At 71.4% G+C, this 25,651-nt stretch carries 22 protein-coding genes; 14 read left to right on the top strand and 8 right to left on the bottom strand.

Features of this window, described 5'->3' with window-relative positions:
• Position 1: 1 nt before the first annotated feature.
• On the bottom strand, positions 2 to 2,137 hold the full coding sequence (locus MB828_RS05065) for a discoidin domain-containing protein (RefSeq protein ID WP_301647098.1): 2,136 nt from the start codon (positions 2,135 to 2,137) through the stop codon (positions 2 to 4).
• Positions 2,138 to 2,273: 136 nt separating this feature from the next.
• On the bottom strand, positions 2,274 to 2,975 hold the full coding sequence (locus MB828_RS05060) for an SDR family oxidoreductase (protein WP_301647097.1): 702 nt from the start codon (positions 2,973 to 2,975) through the stop codon (positions 2,274 to 2,276).
• A 283-nt stretch (positions 2,976 to 3,258) separates the two neighbouring features.
• Here MB828_RS05060 and MB828_RS05055 point away from each other — a divergent pair, with 283 nt between their 5' ends.
• Positions 3,259 to 4,185 carry an SGNH/GDSL hydrolase family protein gene (locus MB828_RS05055; protein WP_301647096.1) on the top strand — a complete coding sequence of 309 codons (927 nt, stop codon included), beginning with the start codon at positions 3,259 to 3,261 and terminating at the stop codon, positions 4,183 to 4,185.
• Between the two features lie 62 nt (positions 4,186 to 4,247).
• On the top strand, positions 4,248 to 4,739 hold the full coding sequence (locus MB828_RS05050) for a peptidylprolyl isomerase (protein WP_301647095.1): 492 nt from the start codon (positions 4,248 to 4,250) through the stop codon (positions 4,737 to 4,739).
• A 41-nt stretch (positions 4,740 to 4,780) separates the two neighbouring features.
• Here MB828_RS05050 and MB828_RS05045 read toward each other — a convergent pair whose 3' ends face one another.
• The 4 genes from MB828_RS05045 to MB828_RS05030 form a co-directional block, all read right to left on the bottom strand.
• Positions 4,781 to 5,764, bottom strand: a complete 984-nt coding sequence (locus MB828_RS05045; RefSeq protein WP_430381331.1) for an MASE1 domain-containing protein — start codon at positions 5,762 to 5,764, stop codon at positions 4,781 to 4,783.
• Positions 5,765 to 5,825: 61 nt separating this feature from the next.
• Entirely contained in the window at positions 5,826 to 6,653 is an 828-nt protein-coding gene (locus tag MB828_RS05040; protein WP_133022893.1) for a PP2C family protein-serine/threonine phosphatase, read from the bottom strand.
• A gap of 86 nt (positions 6,654 to 6,739) precedes the next feature.
• Positions 6,740 to 7,843, bottom strand: a complete 1,104-nt coding sequence (locus MB828_RS05035) for a GNAT family N-acetyltransferase (RefSeq protein WP_301647093.1) — start codon at positions 7,841 to 7,843, stop codon at positions 6,740 to 6,742.
• Positions 7,844 to 8,145: 302 nt separating this feature from the next.
• Entirely contained in the window at positions 8,146 to 9,957 is a 1,812-nt protein-coding gene (locus MB828_RS05030) for an FAD-binding dehydrogenase (RefSeq protein ID WP_301647092.1), read from the bottom strand.
• 339 nt (positions 9,958 to 10,296) lie between these two features.
• On the opposite strand from MB828_RS05030, the gene MB828_RS05025 reads away from it, so the two are divergent.
• From MB828_RS05025 to MB828_RS05000, 6 genes are all read left to right on the top strand, one after another.
• A complete protein-coding gene (locus MB828_RS05025) occupies positions 10,297 to 11,397 on the top strand; it encodes a sugar ABC transporter substrate-binding protein (RefSeq protein ID WP_301647091.1) in 1,101 nt (366 codons plus the stop codon).
• 67 nt (positions 11,398 to 11,464) lie between these two features.
• A complete protein-coding gene (locus MB828_RS05020; protein WP_301647090.1) occupies positions 11,465 to 12,553 on the top strand; it encodes a mandelate racemase/muconate lactonizing enzyme family protein in 1,089 nt (362 codons plus the stop codon).
• On the top strand, positions 12,550 to 13,614 hold the full coding sequence (locus MB828_RS05015) for an ABC transporter permease (RefSeq protein ID WP_301647089.1): 1,065 nt from the start codon (positions 12,550 to 12,552) through the stop codon (positions 13,612 to 13,614). Before MB828_RS05020 ends, MB828_RS05015 begins: the two co-directional genes overlap by 4 nt.
• Positions 13,611 to 14,648: an ABC transporter permease gene (locus MB828_RS05010; protein WP_301647088.1), complete on the top strand. Its 1,038-nt coding sequence runs from the start codon at positions 13,611 to 13,613 to the stop codon at positions 14,646 to 14,648. The genes MB828_RS05015 and MB828_RS05010 overlap by 4 nt, the downstream gene beginning before the upstream one ends.
• Positions 14,645 to 16,168 (top strand): sugar ABC transporter ATP-binding protein, encoded by a 1,524-nt coding sequence (locus MB828_RS05005; RefSeq protein ID WP_301647087.1) that lies wholly within the window; start codon positions 14,645 to 14,647, stop codon positions 16,166 to 16,168. The genes MB828_RS05010 and MB828_RS05005 overlap by 4 nt, the downstream gene beginning before the upstream one ends.
• Positions 16,165 to 16,488, top strand: a complete 324-nt coding sequence (locus MB828_RS05000) for an L-rhamnose mutarotase (RefSeq protein ID WP_301647086.1) — start codon at positions 16,165 to 16,167, stop codon at positions 16,486 to 16,488. The genes MB828_RS05005 and MB828_RS05000 overlap by 4 nt, the downstream gene beginning before the upstream one ends.
• Here the strand turns inward: MB828_RS05000 and MB828_RS04995 are convergent.
• Entirely contained in the window at positions 16,478 to 17,215 is a 738-nt protein-coding gene (locus MB828_RS04995; RefSeq protein WP_301647085.1) for a GntR family transcriptional regulator, read from the bottom strand. The genes MB828_RS05000 and MB828_RS04995 overlap by 11 nt on opposite strands.
• A 191-nt stretch (positions 17,216 to 17,406) precedes the next feature.
• Between MB828_RS04995 and MB828_RS04990 the strand changes: the two genes are divergently transcribed.
• The 6 genes from MB828_RS04990 to MB828_RS04965 all read left to right on the top strand — a co-directional run bounded on the left by MB828_RS04990 (position 17,407) and on the right by MB828_RS04965 (position 22,053).
• Entirely contained in the window at positions 17,407 to 18,141 is a 735-nt protein-coding gene (locus MB828_RS04990) for a YqjF family protein (protein ID WP_301647260.1), read from the top strand.
• Between the two features lie 108 nt (positions 18,142 to 18,249).
• Entirely contained in the window at positions 18,250 to 19,458 is a 1,209-nt protein-coding gene (locus MB828_RS04985; RefSeq protein WP_301647084.1) for a carbohydrate-binding protein, read from the top strand.
• A gap of 129 nt (positions 19,459 to 19,587) precedes the next feature.
• Complete coding sequence (locus MB828_RS04980) at positions 19,588 to 20,364, top strand: polysaccharide lyase family 7 protein (RefSeq protein WP_133022883.1); 777 nt, start codon at positions 19,588 to 19,590, stop codon at positions 20,362 to 20,364.
• Between the two features lie 104 nt (positions 20,365 to 20,468).
• Complete coding sequence (locus tag MB828_RS04975; protein WP_301647083.1) at positions 20,469 to 20,921, top strand: hypothetical protein; 453 nt, start codon at positions 20,469 to 20,471, stop codon at positions 20,919 to 20,921.
• Positions 20,912 to 21,034, top strand: a complete 123-nt coding sequence (locus MB828_RS04970) for a hypothetical protein (RefSeq protein WP_276207602.1) — start codon at positions 20,912 to 20,914, stop codon at positions 21,032 to 21,034. Before MB828_RS04975 ends, MB828_RS04970 begins: the two co-directional genes overlap by 10 nt.
• Positions 21,035 to 21,075: 41 nt before the next feature.
• The gene (locus tag MB828_RS04965) at positions 21,076 to 22,053 is read left to right on the top strand and encodes a hypothetical protein (RefSeq protein WP_301647082.1); all 978 of its coding nucleotides are present in this window, start codon (positions 21,076 to 21,078) and stop codon (positions 22,051 to 22,053) included.
• A 74-nt stretch (positions 22,054 to 22,127) separates the two neighbouring features.
• On the opposite strand, the gene MB828_RS04960 is transcribed toward MB828_RS04965, so the two are convergent.
• Positions 22,128 to 25,502 carry a pyruvate carboxylase gene (locus MB828_RS04960; protein WP_301647081.1) on the bottom strand — a complete coding sequence of 1,125 codons (3,375 nt, stop codon included), beginning with the start codon at positions 25,500 to 25,502 and terminating at the stop codon, positions 22,128 to 22,130.
• Between the last annotated feature and the right edge of the window lie 149 nt (positions 25,503 to 25,651).

The following is a 25,651-nucleotide window of genomic DNA, read 5'->3' as shown; positions in this document are numbered from 1 at the left end:
GTCACGGGAACTGGGTCACCTTGGACGGGGTGGTGCTGGTCCCCGAGGTGGGCGATCCGGTGGTGTTGACGACGTGGGCGTACTGGCCCATGCCGCCGAGGGAGATCACCAGCAGGTCGTGCATCTTGATGCCCGAACCGGTCGGCACCTGGAAGCCGTTGGACTGCACGATCGTGGGATCGGCCGTGTAGTTGCAGTAGCTGCCCAGGCCCCAGGCCTCGTGCGTGCCCACGGTGTCGGCGACCTTGTAGGCCGCGTAGCCGACCACGCCGTCGTGGGTGATGGCGGCGGCGTTCGGGGCGTCGTACGCCTTCTCGTTCTGGAAGAAGATCGTGCGGCCGCGTTCGCCGTTCCAGTAGACGTCGTACTTGTTGAAGTGCTCGACGAACAGGCCGGTGGCCAGGACGTCGTTGCCGTTGACGCGCAGTCCGTAGTCGGCCCGGTTGGTGGTCCAGCCGACTCCGCTGCCGTGGTCGGCGCGCCAGAGCCAGGTGTGGTCGATGATCACGTTGTTGCTGTTGACCACGACCGAGTTGGTGGCGAGGCCGGGTCCGGCGCCGCCGATGCGGACGAACACGTCCTGCATGGACGTGGGGTTGGCGGAGTGGTCGGCGGTGGAGCCGGGGTCGCCGATCCGCAGCAGGGTGTCGGAGTTGACCGGGCCCGCGTCGATGAGGAACCCGGCGAGCTTCACGCCGTCGACGTCGGCGACGTGCACGGCGTCGACGCCGTTGTCCGGGACCAGGGTGGCGAGGCCCAGACCGAGGACGACGGTGTTGGCCCGGGTGACGTTGATGGTCCGGTCGAGGTGGTAGACGCCCGGGGTGAACAGGAGGTTGAGGCCCTGGGCGAGGGCCTGGTTGATGGTGGCCGCGGTGGCGCCGGGCTTGACCACGTAGAACTGGTCCAGCGGGATGGAGGTGCCCGCGTTCGCCGGCCAGGAGACGCCCCGGGCGTTCGTGCGCTTGGCGGGGACGAAGACCTTGTAGGCGCTGCCGTCCAGGTAGAGGAACGGCTTCTCACGCGAGACGGGGGTGGTGTCCAGCGTGGTGTACGGGCCGGAGTCGAAGTTGGTGACGGGGGCGCCCTGGACGCCGGAGAAGGTCATGTTCCAGACGCCGTTGGTCCAGCCGCCGACCGAGCTGTCCCGGGTGTACCACTGCTGCTGGGAGTACGGGCCGACGGTGCCGTCGATCTTCGAGTCGGCGATGTAGCCGCCGGAGGCCCAGCCGTAGCCGTTCGGGGCCAGGTTGAGGCCGCCCTTGACGTGGATACGGCGGAAGGGGGCCGCCTGAGCCACGGCCCACCGGTCGGTGCCGTTGGACGGCGTGATGGCGAGGTTCTCCGCCGAACGCCAGAAGTTCTGCGTGGCGTTGCCGTTGAACCAGCCCGCGTCGACCGTGATGTCACCGTTGATCTGGGTGTCGTCGGGGTTGAGGCCGAGCCCGGAGATCGAGGTGTAGAAGCCGAGCTGGGCGTTGATGCCGTTGTAGGTGCCCGGCTTGAGGAGGAACTGGTAGCGGCCGGAGCCGAACTGGGCCGACTCCTGCTGGGCGAAGACGGAGTCGAACTTCGCCTGGAGGTTCGGCGTGGACGGGTCGACGACGATCACGTTGGGACCGAGGTCGCCGCCGCCCTGGACCGGGGGCGTGCCCGTGGTGGTGCCGTACACCTGGAACTCCCAGAGGGAGTAGCCCCACTGGGTGGCGCGGTGCACGCCCTGCATCCGGACGTACTGGCCCTGCCCGGACACGTCGAGGGTGTCGGTGCCGCCGTCACCGCCGGTGACGGTCTTCAGGTCGGTCCAGTTGGTGCCGTCCGGGGAGATCTGGACCTTGTAGTCCTTGCCGTACGCGGCTTCCCAGTTGAGGACGACCTGGGTGACGTTGGCGGTGGCGCCCAGGTTCACCTGGAGCCACTGGTCGTCGGTGAAGGCCGACGACCAGCGGGTGCCGGTGTTGCCGTCGACCGCGTTCGCGGCGGTGGTCCCGGCGTTCTCCTCGGAGGAGGCGGTGGCCGCCTTCCCCTGCGACAGCGGGGCGTCGGCCGCGTGGGCGGCCGGCGCGTGGGCGGTGGGCAGGGCGAGCAGCGCCGCCATCGCGGCGAGCACTACGCCCAAGGATCTCAGTCGTCTCATCAGCGGCTCCCTGAGGTGAGCGTGGAGGTGCGGACAACGACCGCACCCCACTGCTTAGTTCAGGTTTTGATTTAAGTGGTGAGGCAACTCGCCGACAAGCCTTCGGGAGCGGTTTTTTCGGCCGCCGCGGCCCCCGTCACAGGCCGCGCTGCGCGTACATGGCGGCGAGGTCGCCCGACAGGGCACCCTTGGCCCAGCGCGTGATGTCGTCGGCGAGCACCTCGTAGGCGCCCGACTCGACGCCGTCCAGGGCCGCCGCGGCGATCTCCTGCGGCTTCGCCTTCGGCCCCTCGGCGTGGGCGGCCATGTCGGTGTCGACGTAGCCCATGTGCAGGCCGGTGACGCCGATGCCGCGCGGCTTGAGCGCGAGGCGCAGGCTGTTGGTCTGGGACCAGAGGGCCGCCTTGGACGCGCTGTAGGCGCCGCCCTCGGCGACCCAGGACAGCACCGAGTGGACGTTCAGGATGTGGCCGCCGCCGTTGCGCTCGATGACCGGCACGAAGGCACGGGCGAGCAGCAGGGGGCCGTAGAAGTTGATCTCGAACTCGCGGCGGACGTCGTCGAGCGGCGAGGTCAGGAACTCGGTGCCGAGGGCGACCCCGGCGTTGTTCACCAGGACCGTGACGTCCTGCGCCTGCTCGACGACGGCGGCCAGCGAGGCGGGGTCGGTCACCTCCAGGGGCAGTGCCACCGCATCGGGGTGGGTGACGGAACGCGGGTCGCGCGCGGTGGCGTAGACCTTTCCGGCGCCGCGTGCGTACAACTCCTCCACCAGCGCCTTTCCGATACCGCGGCTGCCGCCGGTGACGAGGACGACGGAGTCCTTGATCGCGGTCATGACACTCACACTCCAGATGCCGGAGAGATGGAAAACCGATCGGTTTCCAGCGGGACGACACCCACTGTAAACCGATCGGTTTCCGACTTCAATCGCGGCCGCCCCCACCGGCCCGTAGCCCGGACCGGATTCCCTTGCGCGCAGGGCGGGTTACTCGATCCAGTTCATTGCGTCCGACCTCTGGCTAGGGACTCCTACCGGGCGGTATACAGACCCCCGACACACGCGTGCGGGCCGCCCGTCGGGACCGGTTCCGTACGCGTCCCGGTTAGGGGGGATCTTCATGGCGTACGGCACCCCGTCGCGGAGTTCGGCGCGAGGGCACCGGCGGAGGGCGACCGTGGCGGCGGCGCTGGGCGGCTGCGCCCTGGTGGCCGCGTCCACGACGCCGGCCGCGGCGCACGACGGCGGCCACGGCCCCGGCCACGACCGCGGCACGAGCTATGTGGCGCTCGGCGACTCCTACACCTCGGGCCCCGTCATCCCGACCCAGGTCGACGCGGCCTGCGCCCGCTCCGACCACAACTACCCCTCGCTGGTGGCGGCGGCGCGGAAGGTGAGCGCGTTCAAGGACGTGAGCTGTTCCGGCGCCACGACCGCGGAGATGTGGAAGGCACAGGGCACCAACGGCCCGCAGCTCGACGCGGTGCGGCGGGACACCGACCTGGTCACGGTCCAGATCGGCGGCAACGACATGGGGTTCGGCTCCATCATCGCCACCTGCGCGGCGCTCAGCTCCAAGGACCTCACCGGCAACCCGTGCCAGCAGTACTACAACTCCTCCGGCACCGACCAGCTGGTGCTCAACATCGCGCAGACCGCGCCCAAGGTCGACAAGGTGCTGCGGGCCGTGCGGGCCCGGGCCCCGCACGCCCGGATCCTGGTCGTCGGCTACCCCGACCTGCTGCCCGACGACGGCAGCGGCTGCTATCCCACCGTGCCCTTCGCAGCCAAGGACTTCCCCTACCTCCGCGACACCGGCAAGCGGCTCAACCTGATGCTGCGCCTGGTCGCCGCCTGGAACGGCGCCCGCTACGTGGACACCTACGGGCCGACCGTCGGGCACGACATGTGCAAGGCCCCCGCCGACCGCTGGATAGAACCCCTCCAGCCGTCCTCACCCGCCGCTCCCGCGCACCCCAACGCCAAGGGCGAGGCCGCCATGGCCCAGGCCGTGCTGAACCGGCTGGCAGGGCACCGCCGGGCGTGACACCCCGGGCCGCCCGGCCCCTCGGGAGGGGCCGGGGAGCGGTTCGCGATAGGTTGGCCTGCATGAGCGACAACGTTTATTTCGACATTTCGATCAACGACGAGCCGGCCGGCCGGATCGTGTTCAACCTGTTCGACGACGTGGTGCCCGAGACCGCCCGCAACTTCCGCGAGCTCGCCACCGGGCAGCACGGCTTCGGCTACGCCGGTTCCGGCTTCCACCGGATCATCCCCCAGTTCATGCTCCAGGGCGGTGACTTCACGCGCGGTGACGGCACCGGCGGCAAGAGCATCTACGGCGAGAAGTTCAAGGACGAGAACTTCCAGCTCAAGCACGACCGTCCGTTCCTGCTGAGCATGGCCAACGCGGGCCCGAACACCAACGGCTCGCAGTTCTTCGTCACCACCATCGTGACCGACTGGCTGGACGGCAAGCACGTGGTCTTCGGCGAGGTCGTCGAGGGCCAGGACCTGGTCAAGAAGATCGAGGGCTACGGCACCCGCAGCGGTGCCCCCAAGGCCAAGGTCGAGATCACGGCGAGCGGCACCGTCTGACGGCGGCCTCTCCACCGCGACGGTGACCGGGCGACGCCCGGTCACCGTTCGTCCTTCCCGGGTGGCGCCCGCCCGGCCGGGGTGTCGTGCGCGCTGAGGTGCTCCAGCGCCTCGGCCAGCTCCTTGCAGGCCGCCGCGACGGACATCCTGGTGTTGCGCTGCTCGCTGATCACAGCCGACAGCAGCAGCGCGGTCAGGGCCATCGAACCGTTGAACAACTGCAGCTTCACCATCACCTCGACGGGGGACAGCCGGCTGAACGCGCCCACGCCGTCCGTGGCGGCGACCGTGGCCAGCACCGAGGTGAACAGGGCGCACAGCATGCTGCCAGCCAGCCTGAACCGCAGGGCGCCCCAGATCAGCAGCGGGTAGACGAGGAAGAGCGCGCTCAGCGAGCTGTGCGTGGCCACCGGGGCCAGGACGACGGTGGCGACCCCGAGCGCGAGGGCCTCCTTCCAGCGGCCCAGCGGCGGGGGCCGGCGGGCTTCGAGGAGCAGCAGCAGGACCGGGGTGACGAGCAGGACGCCCATCGCGTCGCCGACCCACCACGCCAGCCAGCTCGGCCAGAAGCTGCTCGTGGCAACCTTGCCGACGAGAAGCAGGGAGACCATGCCGACGACGGAGCTGACCAGCATGGCGGTGAGCGCCCCCAGGAACACCAGCGCGACGCCGTCCCGCAGGCGGCTGAGGTCGGTGCGGAAGCCGGCCCGGCGCAGCAGCAGGTACGCGCAGACCGGGCCGCCCGTGTTGCCGACGAGGATGCCGACGACGTCGAGGCCGGGCGGGCCGAGCGACGTGACGAGGAGGAACGCGCCGAACGTGACGCCCGGCCAGCAGCCCAGGCCGAAGACCAGCAGGCAGGCCAGCGCCACGCCCGTGGACGGGAAGATCGGGGTGAAGACGGCGCCCTCGACGGTGAACCGGCGCAGCAGACCGAGCCGGGCCGCCGCGTAGTAGCAGGCGGCGACGGCCAGCGTCCGCAGGACGAGGACGGCCGGTCGGCGCAGTTCCCGGAATGCCACCACAGCAGCCATCACACACCGAGGCGGACACGTCGGCGAGGCGAGCGCCGGGTCGGGTGGCGCGCTACGGCGTGAAGTCGAGGCCGTCGTGGCCCAGGACCAGGACGGCCGCGTCGTCCTCGTGGCCCACCTGTTCCGCGCCCTTGATCACGGCGGCCGCCAGGGACTGCGCCTCCAGGCGGGCGACGGCGGCGACACCGGTCAGGCGTACCACCTGGTCGAGGCCCTCCTCGATGCTCATCGACGGCCCTTCCACCACCCCGTCCGTGAGCAGGACGAACATCCCGCCGGTGGTGAGCCGGAACCGGGTGACCGGGAACTCGATGCCCGGGTCGATCCCCAGGGGCGGTCCGCCCTCGTCCTCGCCGATCCCGGACTTGCCGTCGGCGGTGGCCCAGACGAAGGGGGTGTGACCGGCCCGGGCGCTCTCCAGGACCCCGGTCTCCGGGTCGAGCCGCATGAAGATGCAGGTGGCGAAGAGGTCGCTGCCCAGGGACACCAGCAGGTCGTTGGTGCGGGCGAGCAGCTCGCCCGGCTCGCCGGCCACCGAGGCGAGCGCCCGCAGCCCCGCCCGGACCTGGCCCATGAAGGCGGCCGCCTCGATGTTGTGGCCCTGGACGTCCCCTATGGACAGCCCGATGCGGCCGTCGGGCAGGGTGAAGGCGTCGTACCAGTCGCCGCCCACGTTGAGGCCGTAGCAGGCGGGCGCGTACCGGACGGCCACATGGAAACGGGGGGTGTCGGGCAGGTCCCGGGGCAGCATGCCGCGCTGGAGGGCGACGGCCAGTTCGACCTGCGAGCGCTGGTACTCGGCCCGCTCGCGCGCCTGGGCGGTGAGCGACCTGAGTCTGACCAGGAGCTCGTCGTCGTCCATCGAGTGCTTGCGGGACATGGATCACTCCGGCCGGGGCGACACCCTTCCAGGGCAGAACCGCAGATTTTTACCTTTACAGGATCATAGTGCGAATGACGGCCGGGTCACCCCCCGGTCGGACCCTCGGACCGGCGGGACGTCCGCAGGGTGCCGACCGTCCTGAGCAGCCGGTCCGCGGGCTCACGCAGCCGCGGATGGGCGAGCACGGTGTTGCGCAGGCCGCGGACCGGGCGGCGCCACAGCCGGTGTGCCGCCGCCACCGGGTGCCCCCGGGTGGCGAAGCCCTCGCCGACCCGCAGCTCGCGGGTCTTCAGCCAGTCCTTGTACTCCTTGTCGCCGCGGCCCAGGTCGACGAGGGTGACCCCGGCGCGCGCGGCGGCCTCGGCGGTGCGCAGATGCATCATCAACCCGGGCGAGTAGTAGCGCAGTTCCGGGTCGTACGCGGTGAACCAGGCGGCGAGCACGGTGGCCGAGCGCGGGCCGAAGTGCGCGGCCACCGGCCGGTCCCCGGCGTAGAGCACGGACAGCACCCCGGTGAAGTGTTCCTCGCGGACGTGGAAGAGGTGGTCCACGAGGTCGACGATCCAGGGGCGGGCGAAGCGGTCCATGCGTCCGGTCCGCCGGTACTGGGCGGACTTCCAGCGCATCAGGGTGCGCAGCGCGGCCGGATCGCGCTCGTCGAACTCGAAGCGCAGCTCGCCGAGGTCGCGGCCGAGCCGGCGTTCCTTCTTCAGCGTGGTCTTCGCCAGGCCCGGGTAGGTGGCGCGCAGCCAGTAGGGATACCCGCCGTCGCCGGGTTTGACGTCGATCACCGGGGAGGCGAAGGTCCCGGTGACATGCGGAGCGAAAGGTCTCTGCTCGCTGACCAGATGGTCGAACTCGAAGATGGCCATCCCGCACGCGCCGAGCAGCGCCTGCGCGTCCCAGGTGACGCCGGGTCGGTGCACCAGCGCCTGGCAGTCGGAGAGGCCGAGCCCGACGGCCCGGCCGACGCCGAGGGCGTTGCGCTCGTACGGGAGGAAGCCGACGGGTTCGCCGCCCTCCCGCAGCACCGCCACCCGCACCCCGGAGCGGTGTCTGCCGACACCGATCGTGAACTCCGGGGCCAGAAAGGGGTTGGCGTACTCCGGTGACTCGTCCATCGCGCGGTGCCAGGCCCGGCGGAGCGGCTGGGTCAGCTCGCCCGGTCTGTAGATCGTGATCTCCACCTCAGATCAACCGCCCTTCGGCTGACGAGGTGCCTGACGCATGACTTCTGCACTGGCCTTCGGATCGCATGGGCGACCGCTCCCCCCCATAACGCGGATACTGCGTTCTGCCGTTCCGCCGTTCCGCCGTTGCCACGAACAGCTTCTGCTCCCCGCCGTGCACCGGCGTTCCCGGACCGGTGACCGCGTCGCCGGTCCGGAGGTGCCGCTCAAACGTCGCGAAACAGTACGCACACTGTCAAGAGTGCCACTGTCAGGGCGAGATGGGGGTGGGATGACCAGGACTCTCCCGGCCGTTTCCGTCAGGTGGCCGTCGCCGCGGCCGCCGCCCGGCCCGCCTGCCGGCCGGAGAAGAGGCAGCCGCCGAGGAAGGTGCCCTCCAGCGAGCGGTAGCCGTGCACCCCGCCGCCCCCGAAGCCGGCCACCTCGCCGGCGGCGTACAGTCCGGGCACCGGGGAGCCGGCGCTGTCCAGGACGCGGCCGGAGAGGTCGGTCTGAAGGCCGCCCAGGGTCTTGCGGGTGAGGATGTTCAGCCGGACGGCGATCAGCGGGCCGGCGCTCGGGTCCAGGATCCGGTGGATCGGCGCCGTACGGCTGAGGGAGTCGCCGACGTAGTTCAGCGCGTTGCGGATCCCCATCACCTGGACGTCCTTGGTGTACGAGTTGTCGATCTCGCGGTCCCGGGCCTCGATCTGCCGTCTGAGGTCGGCGAGGACGATGAGGTTGTCGCCGGTCAGCTTGTTCATGCCGGTGACGAGGTCGGTGAGGTTGTCGGCGACGACGAAGTCCGCGCCGTTGTTCTTGAACTTCTCGATGGGCTCCGGGGTCTGCCAGATCCGGGAGAGCAGCTGCCAGACGTTCTTGTCGGTGAGGTCGGGGTTCTGTTCGGAGCCGGAGAGCGCGAACTCCTTGGCGATGATCTTCTGGGTGGTGACGAACCAGGAGTAGTCGTAGCCGGAGGCGGTGATGGTGCCGAGGGTGTGCAGGGTGTCGTAGCCAGGTATGTCCGGGCTGGTGAACCGGCGGCCCCTGGCGTCGAACCACATCGAGGACGGTCCCGGCAGGATGCGGATGCCGTGGTTCGGCCAGATCGGGGCGTAGTTGCGCAGGCCTTCGGTGTAGTGCCACATCCGGTCGGGGTTGACGATCCGCCCGCCCGCCTGCGCCGTGATGCCGAGCATCCGGCCGTCCACGTGCGCGGGGACGCCGGTGACCATGGACTTGGGCGGGGTGCCGAGCCGGGCCGGCCAGTTCTGCCGTACCAGATCGTGGTTGGCGCCGATCCCGCCCGAGGTGACCACCACGACCGGGGCCCGCAGTTCGAAGTCGCCCACGACGGTACGGCTGCTGGGGGTGCCGCGGGCCGCGCCGCTGGGCTCCAGGACCGCACCGCGGACGCCGGTCACCGCACCGCCCGTGGTCACCAACTCGTCCACGCGGTGACGGAACTTGAAGGTCACCTTGCCGGCCGCGACCGCCGCCCGCACCTTCTTCTCGAAGGGTTCGACGACGGCGGGGCCGGTGCCCCAGGTGACGTGGAAGCGCGGTACGGAGTTGCCGTGGCCGTCGGCGAGCCCGCCGCCGCGCTCGGCCCAGCCCACGATCGGGAACCACTGCACGCCCAGCCCGGAGAGCCAGGAACGCTTCTCGCCGGAGGCGAACTCCACATAGGACTGGGCCCACTTGTAGGCCCAGTAGTCCTGGCCCCTCGGGTCGTCCACGCCCCGGTCGAAGCCCGCCGTGCCGAGCCAGTCCTGCCAGGCGAGGTCGTGGGAGTCCTTGACGCCCATCAGCCGCTGTTCGTCGGAGTCGACGAAGAACAGGCCACCGAAGGACCAGAAGGCCTGACCGCCGAGGCTCGCCTCCGGTTCCTGGTCGAGCAGCAGCACCTTGCGGCCGGCGGCGGCGAGTTCGGCCGTCGCGACCAGACCGGCGAGGCCGTGGCCGACGACGATGGCGTCCGCGTCCCGCGACTCGGCGGCGAACGCGCCGGCCTGCCCCAGGGACAGGCCGGCCAGCGCGCCGCCGGCGACCGTCAGCACCTGGCGACGGGTGATACGGGACGGCTCGTCCGGGCCTGCGGGGGCGCCGGCGACTGGTCTGGGAGTGTCCATGAACTGCCTTCCGTACGGATGCGGGCGGTGCGGGAGACATGACCGGGACTGCCGGGACGGCAGGGTGTTACCGACGGTAGCCCACGGTGGCGGGCACCGACCAGCCTCCTGCGCCACCGGGAAATGCCAGTCCTTGACCCACCCTTTGGGTCGCTGCGGGTGACCTCTCAAGCACCCAATGACTTCCTATAGGATCTGAAGCCCCCTCCTTCGGGCTGACCGCCACCCCTCCCGGATCACCGCAGTTCGAGACCGGTCGTGTCGCAAGCCTTGACGCGCGAGCCCGCCTGCCCCACGATCGCCGCATCGTTTTCCTATCTGATTCCGCAGGGGTGGGAGATGCACTTCCCGACCAGATCCGTCCTGTCCGGCGTCCTCACGACGGCATTGCTCGCCGCGGGGGCCACGGCCTGCACCTACCGCAACGCGCCCGCCCCCGCCGGCCAGGCGTCGGCAGCCCGGCACACCGGTGCCGGTGCCGGTGCCGGTGCCGAGCTGGTGGACGGCGCCGGCACCCGGGTCGCACTCGTGCCCGGCGGCGCCCACCCGTACTTCCAGCCCTGGAAGACGGCGGGCGCCGCCGCGCAGAAGACCTACAAGCTCGGCGCCGTCACCTTCGACGAGACCGCGGAGTGGGACCAGCAGAAGCAGAACAACCTGCTGTCCACGCTCGCGGCGCGTGGCTACAACGCATTCGGGATCTTCGGGGTCTCCCCCACCGACATCAACACGACCTTCGCGGACCTGAAGTCGCAGGGATTCCCGGTGGCTTCCCTGGGCTCCTGCCCGGCCGGCAGCACCGACAAGGCCGACTTCTGCCTCTCCACGAACGTCGAACTCGCCGCCTACAAGGCCGCGAAGGCGGCCATCACCGCCATGGGCGGCAAGGGCACCCTGGTCCATCTGACCGGCAACAACGTGGACGCCAACACCCAGTTGCGGATCAAGGGCGTCGCCAGGGCCGTCAAGGAGTCCGGTGGCAAGGTGAGACTGCTGCAGACCGTCACCGACATCGACACCGACCTGGGGACCGCGCAGAAGGCGGTGTCCGACCTGATGGCGGCCAAGGGCGGCCGGATCACCGGGATCGTCGCCACCGCCTACAACCCGGCGGTCGCCGCCGCCGACGCCGTCAAGTCGTCCGGTTCGAAGGCCAAGGTCATCGCCATCGACGACGACGCCAAGATCCTCAGCGGCATCAGGCAGGGCACGGTCACCGCCACCGTCGTACAGAACCCGGTCGGGCAGGCCGAGATCGGCACCTGGGCGCTGGCGCTGCTCCAGACGAAGCAGTGCACCGTGCGCGACCCCGGGGTGGAGGTGGACTCCGGTTCGTTCGTCGTCACCAAGGCGAACGTCGCCGACTACGACACCGCCCGGCAGGCGAGGACCGCGCAGCTGAGGACCGAGTTCGCCGACAGGTACCTGTCGTGCGGCTGACCGCCCGGCGGGGAACGGCGCCCCACTCCACCGCGCCCGACTCCACCTCCGCAGAGAACGGACACGGATGAGCATCATCACCACCGCGACCGCCAGGCTGGCCGACATCGCCGTCGAGACGGACCGCACCGACGCGGTGCAGTCCTTCGTCAAACAGGAGACGGTCCTGGTCGACCTGACCACGGCGGACGGCCTCACGGGCACCGGCTACGCCTACACCATCGGCACCGGCGGCACCTCGGTCCTGGCACTGCTCCGCGACCACCTGCTGCCCGCGCTGAAAGGTCAGGACGCCCGCAACGTCGAGGCGCTGTGGCAGCGGCTGTTCGCCCTGACCCGGGCGACCACCACGGGCGCCATCACCTCGCTCGCGCTCGCCGCCGTGGACACCGCCCTGTGGGACGTGCGCTGCAGACGGGCGGGCGAACCGCTGTGGCGGCTGGCCGGCGGACACCGCCAGGAGGTACCCGTCTACGACACCGAGGGCGGCTGGCTCCATCTGAGCACCGAGGACCTGGTCAAGGGCGCCCTGCGGGCCCAGGAGGCGGGCTGGGCCGGCGTGAAGATCAAGGTGGGCCGGCCGCATCCCGCCGAGGACGCGGAACGGCTGGCCGCGGTACGGGCGGCGGTGGGACCGTCGCTGCACGTCATGACCGACGCCAACCAGTCCCAGACGGCGTCCTCGGCGCTCCGGCTGGCGGCCGCGCTGGAGCCGTACGACCCGTACTGGCTCGAGGAGCCGCTGCCCGCGGACGACATCAGCGGGCACGCCCGGCTCGCGCGGGCTACCCGGATCCCGGTGGCCGTCGGCGAGTCCATGTACGCGCCCATGCAGTTCCGCGGCTACCTGGAGACGGGCGCCGCGTCCGTCGTACAGGTCGACGCGGCCCGGATCGGCGGCATCACCCCGTGGCTGAAGGTCGCGCACCTCGCGGAGAGCCACAACGTGCCGGTGTGCCCGCACTTCCTGATGGAGCTGCACGTCAGCCTCGCCGCCGCGGTGCCCAACGGCGGCTTCGTCGAGTACATCCCGCAACTGCGCGCGGTGACCCGCACCGAGCTGGCCATCCGCGACGGCAGGGCCCTCGCCCCGGACGTGCCGGGCATCGGCATCGACTGGGACCTGGACGCCCTGGACGACCGGAGGGTGGCATGACGACGTCCGTCAGCCCGCCGCGGACCACCGCCGGGGAACCCGCCGCCAGACACCGGATGCCGTTCTGGGTCAACCAACGGCTCGGTCTGCTGGTGCTGGTCATCGCCCTCGGTGTGCTGTTCGGGGTGCTGCGGCCGGCGTTCCTCGACCAGCGTCTGGTGCTCTTCCCGCTGCTGCGGGACGTCGCCACCCTCACCGTGGTGGCCCTCGCCCAGCTGGTCGCGCTGTCCGTGGGCCACATGAACCTCGCGGTCGGCCGGATGGCCGCGTTCGGGGCCATGTTCGCCGGCCTCGGCTACGACAAGCTGCATCTGCCCATGCAGGCGGGCCTGTTGCTGTGTCTGGCCGCCGGTGCGGTGATCGGCGCGGTCACCGGCTGGCTGATCGCCCGGACCGGGGTGAGTTCGTTCGTCGTCACGCTGGCGATGGACTTCGCCCTGCTCGGCCTGGTGTCGCTGACGTACTCGGCGCTCACCGAGGACGCGGCCTTCACCACCCGCCCGGCCGGCATCGACGCGCTGCGGTCCTACTCGCTCGCCGACATCTGCCTGGGCCCGGTCTGCGGCTCCCCGGCGATCCCGCAGCTGGCCCAGTTCACCGTCCTCGCCATGCTCGGCCTCGGCTTCCTGTACGGCGGTACCCGCATCGGCAGGGAACTGCTGCTCACCGGGGCCAACCCGGCCGCCGCCGAGCTGTCCGGCATCCCCACCGGCCGCCGGGTGCTGCTCGCGCACACGCTCTCCGGGGTGCTCGCGGCGCTCGCCGGGTTCATGGCCGCCGCGGGGACCGGCACGTTCCGCGCCTCCATCGGCGACGACTTCATGCTGCCGTCCTTCCTGGGCGCGGTGCTCGGCGGCACCCTGCTCACCGGCGGGGTGGTCTCCGTGCTGGGCACACTGCTCGGCACCGCGCTGGTCGGCGTGATCCGCAAGGGGCTCGACCTGCTCGGCGTCGGCCTGGAAAGCCTGAACATCTACCTCGGCTGCATCCTGCTGCTGGCCCTGTCGGCGGACCGGATCCGCACCGTGGTGTCCTATCGCAAGGTGGTGCGCTCCACATGAGCACGATCCGCGACCAGCAGAGCCGGGCCGTCACGGCGCTGCACCGGTTCTCCCGTACGACGACGGCCATGCTGCTCCTGGTCGTCGTGGCCGGTTCCGTGGCCCTGGAGGTGGCGTCCTCCGGCTCCTTCCTCGAGGGCCCCTCGGTTCGGGTCTTCCTTCAGTACCTGGCCACTCCCGTCCTGATCGGCCTGGCCCAGATGGTGGCGCTGTGCGTGGGCCAGCTCAACCTCGCCGTCGGCGCACTGGGCGGCTGCACCGCCTGCCTGACCGGGGTCCTGATGGCGGACCACGGGGTGCCCGCCGGGGTCGCGGTGCTCGTGGGCCTGCTGACCGCGACCGCCGTCGGACTCGTGACCGGCATCGTCATCGTGGCCACCCGGATCAACGGCTTCATCGTCACCCTCGCCACGATGACGATCCTGCTGGGCGCGCAGTACCGGCTCACCGGCACCCGTACCGTCGACGGCTACTCGGCCACCCTGCGCCACCTGGGCACGGCGGCCCCGCTGAACGTACCGCTGGTCTTCGTCACCGCCGTGGTGGCGGCCGCTCTGCTGGGCGCGTTCATGTACCGCACGGTCGCCGGGCGGCGGCTGCTCGCGGCCGGCGGCAACCCGCTGGCCGCCCGGCTGTCCGGGATCTCCACCGACCGGCAGGTCGTCGCCGCGCACACGCTGTCCGGACTCCTCGTCGGAGTGGCCGCGGTGACGGCGACCGCCTCGCTGCCGGGCGTCAACCGCAGCGTCGGCGGGGACTGGCTGCTGCCCAGCTTCGCCGCGCCGATCATCGGCGGTGTGGCCCTGACCGGCGGGTCCGTCGCGGTGTTCGGGACCGTCCTGGCGGCCTTCGTGACCCGGCTGATCGACGCGGCCCGCGCCCAGTTCTCACTGGACCCGAGCTGGGTGAACCTGCTGATCGGCCTGGTCGTCCTCGGCACGGTCGCCGGCGGGCACCTGCACCAGAGCCGGCTCGCCAGGAGTACGCCCGCCGCGCCGGGCGCACCGGCTCCGCGACCGGAGGGCGCCCTGTGAACACCGTCCTCCTCGAATGCCAGGACCTGGTCAAGGTCTTCCCGGGCGTACGGGCCCTGGACGGCGTGGGCCTGCGGCTCACCGCCGGATCGGTACACGCGCTGCTCGGTGAGAACGGCGCCGGCAAGTCCACCCTGATCAAGGTGCTCACCGGGGTGCACTCCCCCGACGGCGGCACTTTCACCTGGTGCGGGGAGCCGGTGCGGCCGCGCTCGCCGCTGGAGGCGGCCCGGACCGGCATCGGGGTCGTCCACCAGGAGCGCAACCTGATCCCGGGCTTCTCGGTGGCCGAGAACATCACGCTCCAGACACCTCCCTCCCGCCACGGGCTGGTCGACTACGCGGCCATGAACGGACCGGCCGTCGCCTGCCTCACGGAACTGGGCGTCGACCTCGACCCCGCCCGCCCGGTGCGGGAACTCTCGGTCGCGCAGCAGCAGTTGGTGGAGATCGCCAAGGCCCTGTACACCGAGAGCCGGGTGCTGCTGCTCGACGAGCCCACCGCGTCCCTCTCCCCCGAGGAGACGGAGCGGCTGTTCGGGGCGGTGCGGCGGCTGGCCGACCGCGGTGCCTGCGTGGTGTTCGTCAGTCACAAACTGGAGGAGGTCTTCGCCGTCTGCGACACGGTGACCGTGCTGCGCGACGGACGGTCGGTGCTGGAGTCGTCCCCGCTGGCCGAGCACTCCCACGACGACATCGTGAGCCTCATGGTGGGCCGCGCCCACGCGGCGGCCCGGATGCGCCCCCGCACGGTCGACCGGTCCGCCGCGCCGGCTCTGGAGCTGACCGCGGTCGCCACGGCCGGCGGCCACCGGGACATCGGTCTGACGGTGCGGCCCGGCGAGATCGTCGGCCTGTACGGGCTGGTCGGTGCCGGGCGCAGCGAGCTGGTCAAGGCGGTGCTGGGCCTCGACCGGATCACCGCCGGCGAGGTGCGGGTGCACGGCAGGCCGGCCCGGATCGGCTCTCCCCGGCAGGCACTGCACGAGTTCGGCATCGGCTACGTGACCGAGAACCGCAAGGAGGAGGGCGTCTTCCTGGAGCAGCCGATCGTCCGGAACATCACCGTGACGGTGTGGAAGCGGCTGGCCCGGGTGCTCGGGTTCGTCCCGGCGCGCGAGGAGCGCGACGTCGCCCAGGACCTGGTGGACCGGCTGGGCATCCGCACCGCCGGGCTCGCGCAGCACGCCGGTGAGCTCTCCGGCGGCAACCAGCAGAAGGTCAGTCTCGCCAAGTGGCTGGCCGCCGACACCCGGCTGCTGATCGTCGACGAGCCGACGGTCGGCGTGGACGTCCGTACCAAGCGTGCCTTCCACGAACTGATCTGGGAGCTGGCCCACGACGGGCTGCCCATCCTGCTGATCAGCAGCGACCTCGCGGAGATGGTCACCCTCGCCGACCGGGTCGTGGTGATGACGGACCGCCGGATCCGTGGCGAGGTCGACAACGACCGGGACTACGACCGGATGAGCGGCCGGATCATCCGGCTGATCCACGACCGGGACGCGGTGCGCCCATGAGGCGGGTGGTCCAGGTCGTCGCCGTACGCCCGGAGAAGCTCGCCGAGTACCGGGAGTTGCACCGGGCCGTGCCGGAGCCGGTCCTGGACCGGCTCCGGCGCTGCCGGATCGCCAACTACTCGATCCATCTGCTGGGCGACCGGCTGTTCGCCTACTTCGAGTACCACGGCGACGATCTGGCCGCGGACCTCGCGCTGATGGCCGAGGACGAGGCGACCCGGGAGTGGTGGCGGCTGACGGCTCCCTGCCAGAGCCCGGTGCCGGAGGCGGCACCCGGTGAGTGGTGGACCACGGCGGAGCGGGTGTTCCTCATGGAGTAGCGGGCGGGCCGCCGGCTTCGGTCTCCTCGCGCTGGCGTTCCATGCTGCGGGTGAGGTGCTCCGTCATCGCCTCGGCCGCCCGCTCGGGATTGCGGCGCAGGACCGCCCGTACGATCCGCTCGTGTTCGGCGACGGTCGGACCGCCGGCGCCCACGACCTTGCTGAGCCGGAAGATGTGCAGGTGGGCGTGGAGGCGTTCGACCGCGTCGGCGAGGAGCGGGCGGTGCGCGGCCTGCCCGATCGCCTCGTGGAAGCGCTGGTCGAGGGCGGCGAAGTCGCGGTACGACGCGTACCGGCCGTTGGGGCTGGGCTGGACCTGCATCTCCTCCAGGATCCGCTCCAGCCCGTCGAGTTGCTCCTCGGTGGCGTGGGCGGCGGCGAGGGCGGCGGCCCGTGGTTCCAGCAGCAACCGCATCTCGAAGAGCTCCGCGAGGCCCTGGCGGGTCAGCAGCTCGGTGGCCCGGTATCCGGACAGGGCCCGCTTGACGACCAGTCCGTCCGACTCCAGACGGGCCAGCGCCTCCCGGACCGGGGTGGGCGAGACCTTGAGGGCGCGGGAGAGCGCGTCGATGCCGACGCGGGCGCCGGGGGCGATCTCGTGGTCCATGACCATCGCCTTGATGCTCTCGTACACGCTGTCCGACAGCGCCTGCCGGACGGGCGGCGGCTCACCCGGCCCGGCGCCGTCGCCCGGGGCACCGGCCGCGGAAGAGCTGTGCGGCGGCATCCCGGCTCCCCCTTCGCAAGGCCTGTGTGTCGCCCCACAGTTTACCCGTGCCAGCGGGCCGGGCGGCGCGGAAGTCCTGATCAGCGGGGCTCGCCGCGGTGCGGCACACCCGGCGGGACGGGCGGCGACCCGGTCTCGCGGAACCCTCCCGTCGACTCGTACTGGCGTGCTATCAAGCTGTCATGGAGACCATGGCGGCCGAGGCCGTGACCCCGTCCACCCCGCGGCCGGTACGGCGGCCGACGATGGTGCAGGGGTGGTACGACCTGACCTTCCTGCACTGGCCGGTGGAGCCGGAGCGGGTGGCGGGGCTGCTGCCCGCCGGCACCCGGCCGGACACCCTGGACGGCGTCACCTACGTCGGTCTCGTCCCGTTCCTGATGCGGGGCACCGGTTTCGGGCCGGGGCCGGGACTGCCGTACCTGGGCACCTTCTGCGAGACGAACGTGCGGCTGTACTCGGTGGACGGGCACGGCCGGCGCGGGGTGGTGTTCCGGTCCCTGGACTCGGCCCGGCTGCTCCCGGCACTGGTGGGCCGGTACGGGTTCCGGCTGCCGTACCTGTGGTCCGCGATGCGGCTGCGCCGTGACGGCGACGCGATCACCTACACCTGCCGGCGGCGGCGTCCGGTGGCCGCGAGCCGGGCGGTCGTGCGGACCGGGCCGCCCATCGCCGAGCCCTCGCCGCTGGAGCACTTCCTGACCGCGCGCTGGGGGCTGCACGTCACCTGGCACGGCCGTACCGCGCACCTGCCGACCGAGCATCCGCCCTGGCCGCTGCACCGGGCCGAACTCGTCGATCTGGACGACGAGTTGGTGGCCGCGGCAGGTGTGCCGGCGCCGTCCGGGCCACCGGTCAGCGTGCTGTGGTCGCCCGGGGTGAAGGTGCGGTTCGGGACGCTGGAGCTGCTGCGCCACAGCGGGTAAAGAGATCGTATGGTCTAGTCCAAAGTGTTCTTTGGTCCAGTCCAATTCGTTGACGTGACCGCGACACCTCCGGAAGCTGGGGCGACTCCCCACCCCCTGGAGGCACCAGTGAGACCCCTTCGCGCATGTCTGGGCGCGGCGGCCGCCGTCACGCTCGCCGCCGCCGGCACCACCGCGCTCGTCACGACCGACGCCTCGGGCGCGACCACCGCGCTGAGCAACCGGTGGTACGCCGCCGCCCCCTACCTGATGCCACTGGACAACGACCCGCCGGACCCGGCCGCCATCATGGACGCCACCGGCCTCAAGGCCTTCCAGCTGGCATTCGTCCTCGCCCCGAACGGCGGCGGCTGCTCCCCCACCTGGGGCGGCACGGCGGCCGTCTCCTCCGACACCGCCGTCCAGTCGGTCATCAGCACCATCCGGGCCAAGGGCGGTGACGTCTCCGTGTCGATCGGCGGCTACGGCGGCACCAAGCTGGGCCAGACCTGCGCGGACGCGGCCTCGACCGCGGCCGCCTACCAGCAGGTCATCACCAAGTACGGGCTGCACGCGATCGACTTCGACCTGGAGGAGCCGGAGTACGAGAACACGGCGGCGATCAGGAACGAGATCGGCGCCGCGAAGATCCTCCAGCAGAACAACCCGGGCCTGTACGTCTCGGTGACGACGGCCGGCACGGCGGACGGCACGGGCTGGTTCGGCAAACAGATGCTGCTGGAGGCGAAGTCGCAGGGGTTCACCCCCAACAACTTCTCCATCATGCCGTTCGACGGCGGCTTCAACGGCGCGGCCTCACAGACCGCCGCGCTCACCAACTTCAACTCGATCCTGCAGTCCACCTTCGGCTGGGACCAGGCGACCGCCTACGCCCACGAGGGCTTCTCCGGGATGAACGGCCGCAGCGACACCGGCGAGTACTTCACCCAGGCCGACTTCCAGACCGTGCTGGACTACGCCACCAGCCACAACATGGACCGCTTCACCTTCTGGTCCCTCAACCGCGACCGCCAGTGCACCCCGGCCGACAACGGCGGCCGTACGTCAGGCACCTGCTCCAGCGTCGCGCAGAACTCCTGGGACTTCGCCAAGTACTCGGTGAAGTTCGCCGGGGTCACCCCGCCGACCACCACCCCCACACCGACCCCGACACCGACCCCCACCTCCTGCAAGGCCGCCTGGAGCGCGACCGCGGTCTACGTGAAGGACGACGAGGCGTCGTACGGCGGCCACAACTGGAAGGCCAAGTGGTGGACCCAGAACGAGGTGCCCGGCGCCTCCGAGTGGGGCCCCTGGCAGGACGAGGGCGCCTGCTGAACCTCTTGACGGGGTTGGTCCGGACCTTTACCTTCACGGGTCATCGGCTGGTTACGGATACGTCCGGAGTTCACATACAGGAACGACATGGAGCTCCGGACGCCTCCCTCTGACGGAAGGACCCCCCACATGTCCCGTTCCCGGCTGCTCGCGGCGCCCACCGCCGCGGGCCTGGCCCTCGCCCTGACCGTCCTGTTCGGCGGCAGCGCGCGGGCGGCGAACCCGAACGTCGCACCCGGCGGCAACTTCGACCTGTCCATATGGCAGCTCCAGGAGCCGGTGGGCTCCCCCGGCTCGCCGACCACCATCCCCTCGTCCCGGCTCCAGGGCGCGGGCGGCTACCAGGACGCGTACTTCTACACCGACACCCGCGACGGCGCGATGACCTTCTGGGCGCCGGAGAAGGGCGTCACCACCCCCAACTCCAGCTACGCCCGCTCCGAACTGCGGGAGATGAACCGGGACGGCTCCGCCGCCAACTGGTCGCTGAGCGGCAGCCACCGGATGAGCGCCACACTGCGGGTGGTCTCGGTGACCAAGAACGTCTGCGTGGGCCAGATCCACCTCGGCACCGGCGGCTCCTCCACCAAGCCGCTGCTGGAGCTGTACTACCACTCCGGCGGCGACATCGTGCTCGGCACCGAGAACTCCCCCGACGGCGGCCAGACCACGCACGCCGTGGGCCACGTGTCCATCGGCAAGACGTGGACCTACACCATCGCGGTCTCCGGCGGGAACACCATCGACCTGACGGTCAACGGCACCACCACGCACTACGCCATCCCGTCCTCCTTCAACCAGTACAAGCAGTACTTCAAGGCGGGCTCGTACAACCAGTCGTCCTCCGACAGCACCACGAACGGGGCCCGGGTCGCGTTCTACGGCCTGACCGTCAGCCACGGCTGAGCCCCGGCTCGCCCGGGCTTTCGAATACTCCGCAAGTGGTACATCCGGTGGGTCGGTCGTAGCGTCGTAGAGAAGCACTCACGGCGGTACGGGCGGGAGCGACCATGCGCAGTCCAGTGGTGGGAACGGCGATCGGACTCGGAGCGGCCCTGCTGCTCACGGCGGGTATGACGACGGCCTCCGCGACGCCGCCGACACCGGCCGCGCCCCGGGCGGCCCAGCACCCCGTGCTCGTCGACTGCCTCTGGCACCAGCGGTACCGGCCCACCGACTTCATCCTGGCCTGCGGCGACGGCAACAGCCGGCTCGCCGGTATGCGCTGGACGCAGTGGAACGACAACAGCGCGGTCGCCCAGGGCTTGAACTGGGTGAACGACTGCAAGCCGTACTGTGCGGCCGGCACCTTCCACCGCTACCCGGTGACGGTGAAGCTGGACCGTCCCACGGCATGGAAGAAGCATCCGAACGTCCAGCAGTTCACACGGCTGAGCATGACCTACCCGGGCGCGAGGCCTGAGGGATTCACCCAGGTCATGACCATTCCGCTGTGGAACTGAGCGGAACCGTCACCCGGCTGCGCGGCATGCGGGGCCACGCCGTGCGCCGGGCGGGCGACGTCCCGGCCGGGGCTGACGGCGGCCGGGGCCGGGGAGCCGTCATGTTGGTGTGACCGGTACGCCGGAGCCCTGCGCTCCCGTCGAAAGAGGTCACATGCCCCGATTTCCCCGCGCGGCCGTGCTCGCCCCGGCCGCGCTCGTGATCGGTCTGCTCGCGGCGGCTCCGGCCGCGAGCGACGAGCCGGTCGTCTCGAACCCCCGCGTCGTCGCGCACTTCGATCTGGCCGGCGGCCAGACCCCCGAGAGCGTCGTCGCCGAGCGCGGCGGCTCGGCCGACGTGTCCTTCTCGTACGCCCGTCAGGTCGCCAGGGTCACCCGCGAGCGCCGGGTACGGGTCCTCGCCACCCTGCCCGCCGAACGCAGCCCCCGCACACCCCTGCTGAACAGCGCCGTCACCCTCGGTCTCGCCCGCGCGCTGGACGGCACGCTGTACGTCAACTACGCCACCGGCACCGGCAGGACCGGCATCTGGCGCATCCCGGCGGGCGGCGGCACGCCGGAGCAGATCGCCGAGCTGCCGTCGGACGGTCTGCCCAACGGCCTGGCCCTCGACGAGCGGCACGGCGTCCTCTACGCCGCCGACTCGGCGCTGGGCACGGTGTGGCGCGTCCCGCAGGCCGGCGGCACGCCCACGGCGTGGGCCACCGGCGCCGCCCTGGCCGCGCTGCCCGGTACGGCCGCCGGGTTCGGTGCCAACGGGGTCAAGGTCCATAAGGACGCGGTCTGGGTGACCAACAGCGACCGGGGCACGCTGCTGCGCATCCCGGTCCGCGAGGACGGCTCGGCAGGCCCCGCCGAGACCCGGGCGACCGGTCTGACCGGCGTGGACGACTTCGTCTTCCCCGGGCACTCGGACGTCGTGCTCGCCGCGCTGAACCCCTCCAACGAGGTCGTCCTGGTCCACCCGGACGGCACCCGCGCCACCGTTCTCTCGGTGCAGGACGGGCTGTCCAACCCGACCTCGCTGGCGGTGCAGGGCCGGGACGTGTACGTGGCCGGCGCCGCCTACTCCACCCAGCGCGACCCCAACCTGCTGAAGGCGCACCTGCGCGCCCACTTCGTGCGGTCGTAGCGGGGACGCGGCTGACCTGGGTGGGGGCGGGCCGGTCGACCGGCCCGCCGCCACCCTTTCCGCTCCGGTGCGGGTCAGGCGATCTCGACCAGCAGGTCGCCGCCCTCCACCTGCTGGATGCGGTTGATGGCGAGCCGGGAGATCCGGCCGGCCTTCGGCGCGGTGATGGTGGCCTCCATCTTCATGGCCTCGATCGTGGCCACCGTGGCGCCCGCCTCGACCTCCGTGCCCTCGGTCACCGCGAGGGTGACGACCCCGGCGAACGGGGCCGCGACGTGGCCGGGGTCGGCGCGGTCGGCCTTCTCCGTGACCGGGACGTCGGAGGCCGCGGCGCGGTCGCGGATCTGGATGGGCCGCAGCTGGCCGTTGAGCGAGGACATCACCGTGCGCATACCGCGCTCGTCGGCCTCGCCGACGGCCTGGAGCTCGATCAGCAGCCGGACGCCGGGTTCCAGGTCGACCGCGTACTCCTTGCCCGGGCGCAGGCCGTAGAAGAAGTCCTTGCTGTCCAGGACGCTGGTGTCGCCGTAGGTCTGGCGGTGCGTCTCGAACTCGCGGGTCGGGGCCGGGAACAGCAGCCGGTTGAGGGTGGCGCGGGGCTCCTTGGCGAGGCCTTCGCGGTCCTCGGTGGACAGCTCCGGCGCCGGCTTGGCGGCCGCGCGGCCCTGGAGCGCCTTGGTGCGGAACGGCTCCGGCCAGCCGCCGGGCGGGGTGCCCAGCTCGCCGCGCAGGAAGCCGATCACCGAGTCCGGGATGTCGAACTTGTCGGGGGTCGCCTCGAAGTCCTCGGGCCTCACCCCGGCGCCCACCAGGTGCAGGGCGAGGTCACCGACCACCTTGGACGACGGGGTGACCTTGACCAGCCGGCCGAGGATGCGGTCGGCGGCCTCGTACATCGCCTCGATGTCCTCGAAGCGGTCGCCGAGGCCGAGCGCGACGGCCTGGGTGCGCAGGTTGGAGAGCTGGCCGCCGGGGATCTCGTGGTGGTAGACGCGGCCGGTCGGGGCGGCGAGGCCCGCCTCGAAGGGGGCGTAGACCTTGCGGACGCTCTCCCAGTACGGCTCCAGGTCCTCGATCGCCCTGAGGTCGAGCCCGGTGGGCCGCTCCGAGTAGTCGGTGGCTGCCACGATCGCCGACAGGGAGGGCTGCGAGGTCGTACCGGCCATGGAGGCCACCGCGCCGTCCACCGCGTCCGCGCCCGCCTGGACCGCGGCGAGGTAGGTGGCCAGCTGGCCGCCCGCGGTGTCGTGGGTGTGCAGGTGGACCGGGAGGTCGAACTCGCGGCGCAGCGCCGAGACCAGCCTGGCGGCGGCGGGGGCGCGCAGCAGGCCCGCCATGTCCTTGACGGCGATGATGTGGGCGCCCGCGTCGACGATCTGCTCGGCGAGCCGCAGGTAGTAGTCGAGGGTGTAGAGCCGCTCGTCCGGGTCGGACAGGTCGGCGGTGTAGCAGAGCGCGACCTCGGCGACCGCGGTGCCCGTCTCGCGTACCGCCTGGATGGCGGGGCGCATCTGGCCGACGTCGTTGAGGGCGTCGAAGATGCGGAAGATGTCGATGCCGGTGGCGGCGGCCTCCTGCACGAAGGCGTCGGTGACCTCGGTCGGGTAGGGGGTGTAGCCGACGGTGTTGCGGCCGCGCAGCAGCATCTGGAGGCAGATGTTGGGGACCGCTTCCCGCAGCGCCGCGAGCCGTTCCCAGGGGTCCTCGGCGAGGAAGCGCAGCGCGACGTCGTAGGTGGCGCCGCCCCAGCACTCCAGGGAGAGCAGTTCGGGCAGGGTGCGGGCGACGACCGGGGCGACCGCGAGCAGGTCCTTGGTGCGGACCCGGGTGGCGAGCAGGGACTGGTGGGCGTCGCGGAAGGTGGTGTCGGTGATGCCGATGGTGGGCGACTCGCGCAGGGCGCGGGCGAACCCTTCGGGGCCGAGCTCCACGAGCCGCTGCCGGGAGCCGGCGGGCGGCTCACCGGGCGGCAGCTGGGGCAGCTTGCTGGTCGACTCGACCAGGTGGGGGCGCTCGCCGTGCGGCTTGTTGACGGTGACGTCGGCCAGGTAGGTGAGCAGCTTGGTGCCGCGGTCGGCGGAGGTACGGGCGGTCAGCAGGTGCGGGCGCTGTTCGATGAACGACGTGGTGATGCGGCCGGCCTGGAAGTCCGGGTCGTCGAGGACGGCCTGGAGGAAGGGGATGTTGGTGGACACTCCCCGGATGCGGAACTCGGCGACGGCACGCCGGGCACGGCCGATGGCGGCCTTGAAGTCCCGGCCCCGGCAGGTGAGCTTGACCAGCATCGAGTCGAAGTGGGCGCTGATCTCGGTGCCGGCGTGGGTGGTGCCGCCGTCCAGCCGGATGCCGGAGCCGCCCGGCGAGCGGTAGGCGCTGATGCGGCCGGTGTCGGGGCGGAAGCCGTTGGCGGGGTCCTCGGTGGTGATACGGCACTGGAGGGCCGCTCCGTGCAGCTTCACCGTCTCCTGGGAGAGGCCGAGGCCGGCGAGGGTCTGGCCGGAGGCGATGCGCAGCTGGGCCTGGACCAGGTCGACGTCGGTGACCTCCTCGGTGACCGTGTGTTCCACCTGGATGCGCGGGTTCATCTCGATGAAGACGTGGTTGCCGTCGCGGTCGAGGAGGAACTCCACGGTGCCTGCGTTGCGGTAGCCGATCTCGCGGGCGAAGCGCACGGCGTCGGCGCAGATGCGGTCCCGGAGTTCCGGGTCGAGGTTCGGCGCGGGGGCCAGCTCGATGACCTTCTGGTGGCGGCGTTGGAGCGAGCAGTCCCGCTCGAAGAGGTGGATGACGTCGCCCTCGCCGTCGGCGAGGATCTGCACCTCGATGTGGCGGGGGTCGACCACGGCCTTCTCCAGGAAGACCGTCGGGTCGCCGAACGCGGAGGCCGCCTCCCGGGAGGCCTGCTCGATGGACTCGCGCAGCGCGGCGGGTTCCTCGACCCTGCGCATGCCGCGGCCGCCGCCGCCCGCGACGGCCTTAACGAACACCGGGAAGCCGATCTCGTCGGCGGCCCGGACCAGTTCCTCGACGTCGTTGGAGGGCGCGGAGGAGCCGAGCACCGGGACACCGGCGGCGCGCGCGGCGGCGACCGCGCGGGCCTTGTTGCCGGTGAGTTCCAGCGTCTGGGCGTTCGGCCCGACGAACGTGATGCCCGCCTCCTCGCAGGCGCGGGCGAGTTCCGGGTTCTCGGAGAGGAAGCCGTACCCCGGGTAGACGGCGTCGGCCCCGGCCCGCCGGGCGGCGGCCACGATCTCCTCGACGGAGAGGTAGGCACGCACCGGATGCCCGGGTTCGCCGATCTCGTAGGCCTCGTCGGCCTTGAGCCGGTGCAGCGAGTTGCGGTCCTCGTAGGGGAACACGGCGACCGTGCGCGCACCCAGCTCGTAGGCCGCGCGGAACGCGCGGATGGCGATCTCTCCACGGTTGGCGACCAGCACCTTGCGGAACATCCCTGGATCCCTTCAGCCTGCCGGCGACAAACACCATGGTGTCAGCCGAACCCTGCCGTGACCTGCCGTAGCTCGCCGCAACACTAGGGGTTGCCCGCATGGGCTGAAGTGCGAAAACCATCACATTGACGTCGTTGAACGGTTCGGCG

This window comes from Streptomyces arenae, from assembly GCF_022343545.1.
Taxonomy (GTDB): domain Bacteria; phylum Actinomycetota; class Actinomycetes; order Streptomycetales; family Streptomycetaceae; genus Streptomyces; species Streptomyces humi.
The sequence above is the reverse complement of the archived record's forward strand: the minus strand, read 5'-3'. Positions and strand labels throughout refer to the sequence as shown.

Bases quoted from the DNA above. Each gene is read 5' to 3' on its own strand.
- MB828_RS05065 (WP_301647098.1), bottom strand. From the start codon at position 2,137: ATGAGACGACTGAGATCCTTGGGCGTAGTGCTCGCCGCGATGGCGGCG.
- MB828_RS05060 (WP_301647097.1), bottom strand. From the start codon at position 2,975: ATGACCGCGATCAAGGACTCCGTCGTCCTCGTCACCGGCGGCAGCCGC.
- MB828_RS05055 (WP_301647096.1), top strand. From the start codon at position 3,259: ATGGCGTACGGCACCCCGTCGCGGAGTTCGGCGCGAGGGCACCGGCGG.
- MB828_RS05050 (WP_301647095.1), top strand. From the start codon at position 4,248: ATGAGCGACAACGTTTATTTCGACATTTCGATCAACGACGAGCCGGCC.
- MB828_RS05040 (WP_133022893.1), bottom strand. From the start codon at position 6,653: ATGTCCCGCAAGCACTCGATGGACGACGACGAGCTCCTGGTCAGACTC.
- MB828_RS05030 (WP_301647092.1), bottom strand. From the start codon at position 9,957: ATGGACACTCCCAGACCAGTCGCCGGCGCCCCCGCAGGCCCGGACGAG.
- MB828_RS05025 (WP_301647091.1), top strand. From the start codon at position 10,297: ATGCACTTCCCGACCAGATCCGTCCTGTCCGGCGTCCTCACGACGGCA.
- MB828_RS05020 (WP_301647090.1), top strand. From the start codon at position 11,465: ATGAGCATCATCACCACCGCGACCGCCAGGCTGGCCGACATCGCCGTC.
- MB828_RS05015 (WP_301647089.1), top strand. From the start codon at position 12,550: ATGACGACGTCCGTCAGCCCGCCGCGGACCACCGCCGGGGAACCCGCC.
- MB828_RS05010 (WP_301647088.1), top strand. From the start codon at position 13,611: ATGAGCACGATCCGCGACCAGCAGAGCCGGGCCGTCACGGCGCTGCAC.
- MB828_RS05000 (WP_301647086.1), top strand. From the start codon at position 16,165: ATGAGGCGGGTGGTCCAGGTCGTCGCCGTACGCCCGGAGAAGCTCGCC.
- MB828_RS04995 (WP_301647085.1), bottom strand. From the start codon at position 17,215: ATGCCGCCGCACAGCTCTTCCGCGGCCGGTGCCCCGGGCGACGGCGCC.
- MB828_RS04990 (WP_301647260.1), top strand. From the start codon at position 17,407: ATGGCGGCCGAGGCCGTGACCCCGTCCACCCCGCGGCCGGTACGGCGG.
- MB828_RS04980 (WP_133022883.1), top strand. From the start codon at position 19,588: ATGTCCCGTTCCCGGCTGCTCGCGGCGCCCACCGCCGCGGGCCTGGCC.
- MB828_RS04975 (WP_301647083.1), top strand. From the start codon at position 20,469: ATGCGCAGTCCAGTGGTGGGAACGGCGATCGGACTCGGAGCGGCCCTG.
- MB828_RS04965 (WP_301647082.1), top strand. From the start codon at position 21,076: ATGCCCCGATTTCCCCGCGCGGCCGTGCTCGCCCCGGCCGCGCTCGTG.
- MB828_RS04960 (WP_301647081.1), bottom strand. From the start codon at position 25,502: ATGTTCCGCAAGGTGCTGGTCGCCAACCGTGGAGAGATCGCCATCCGC.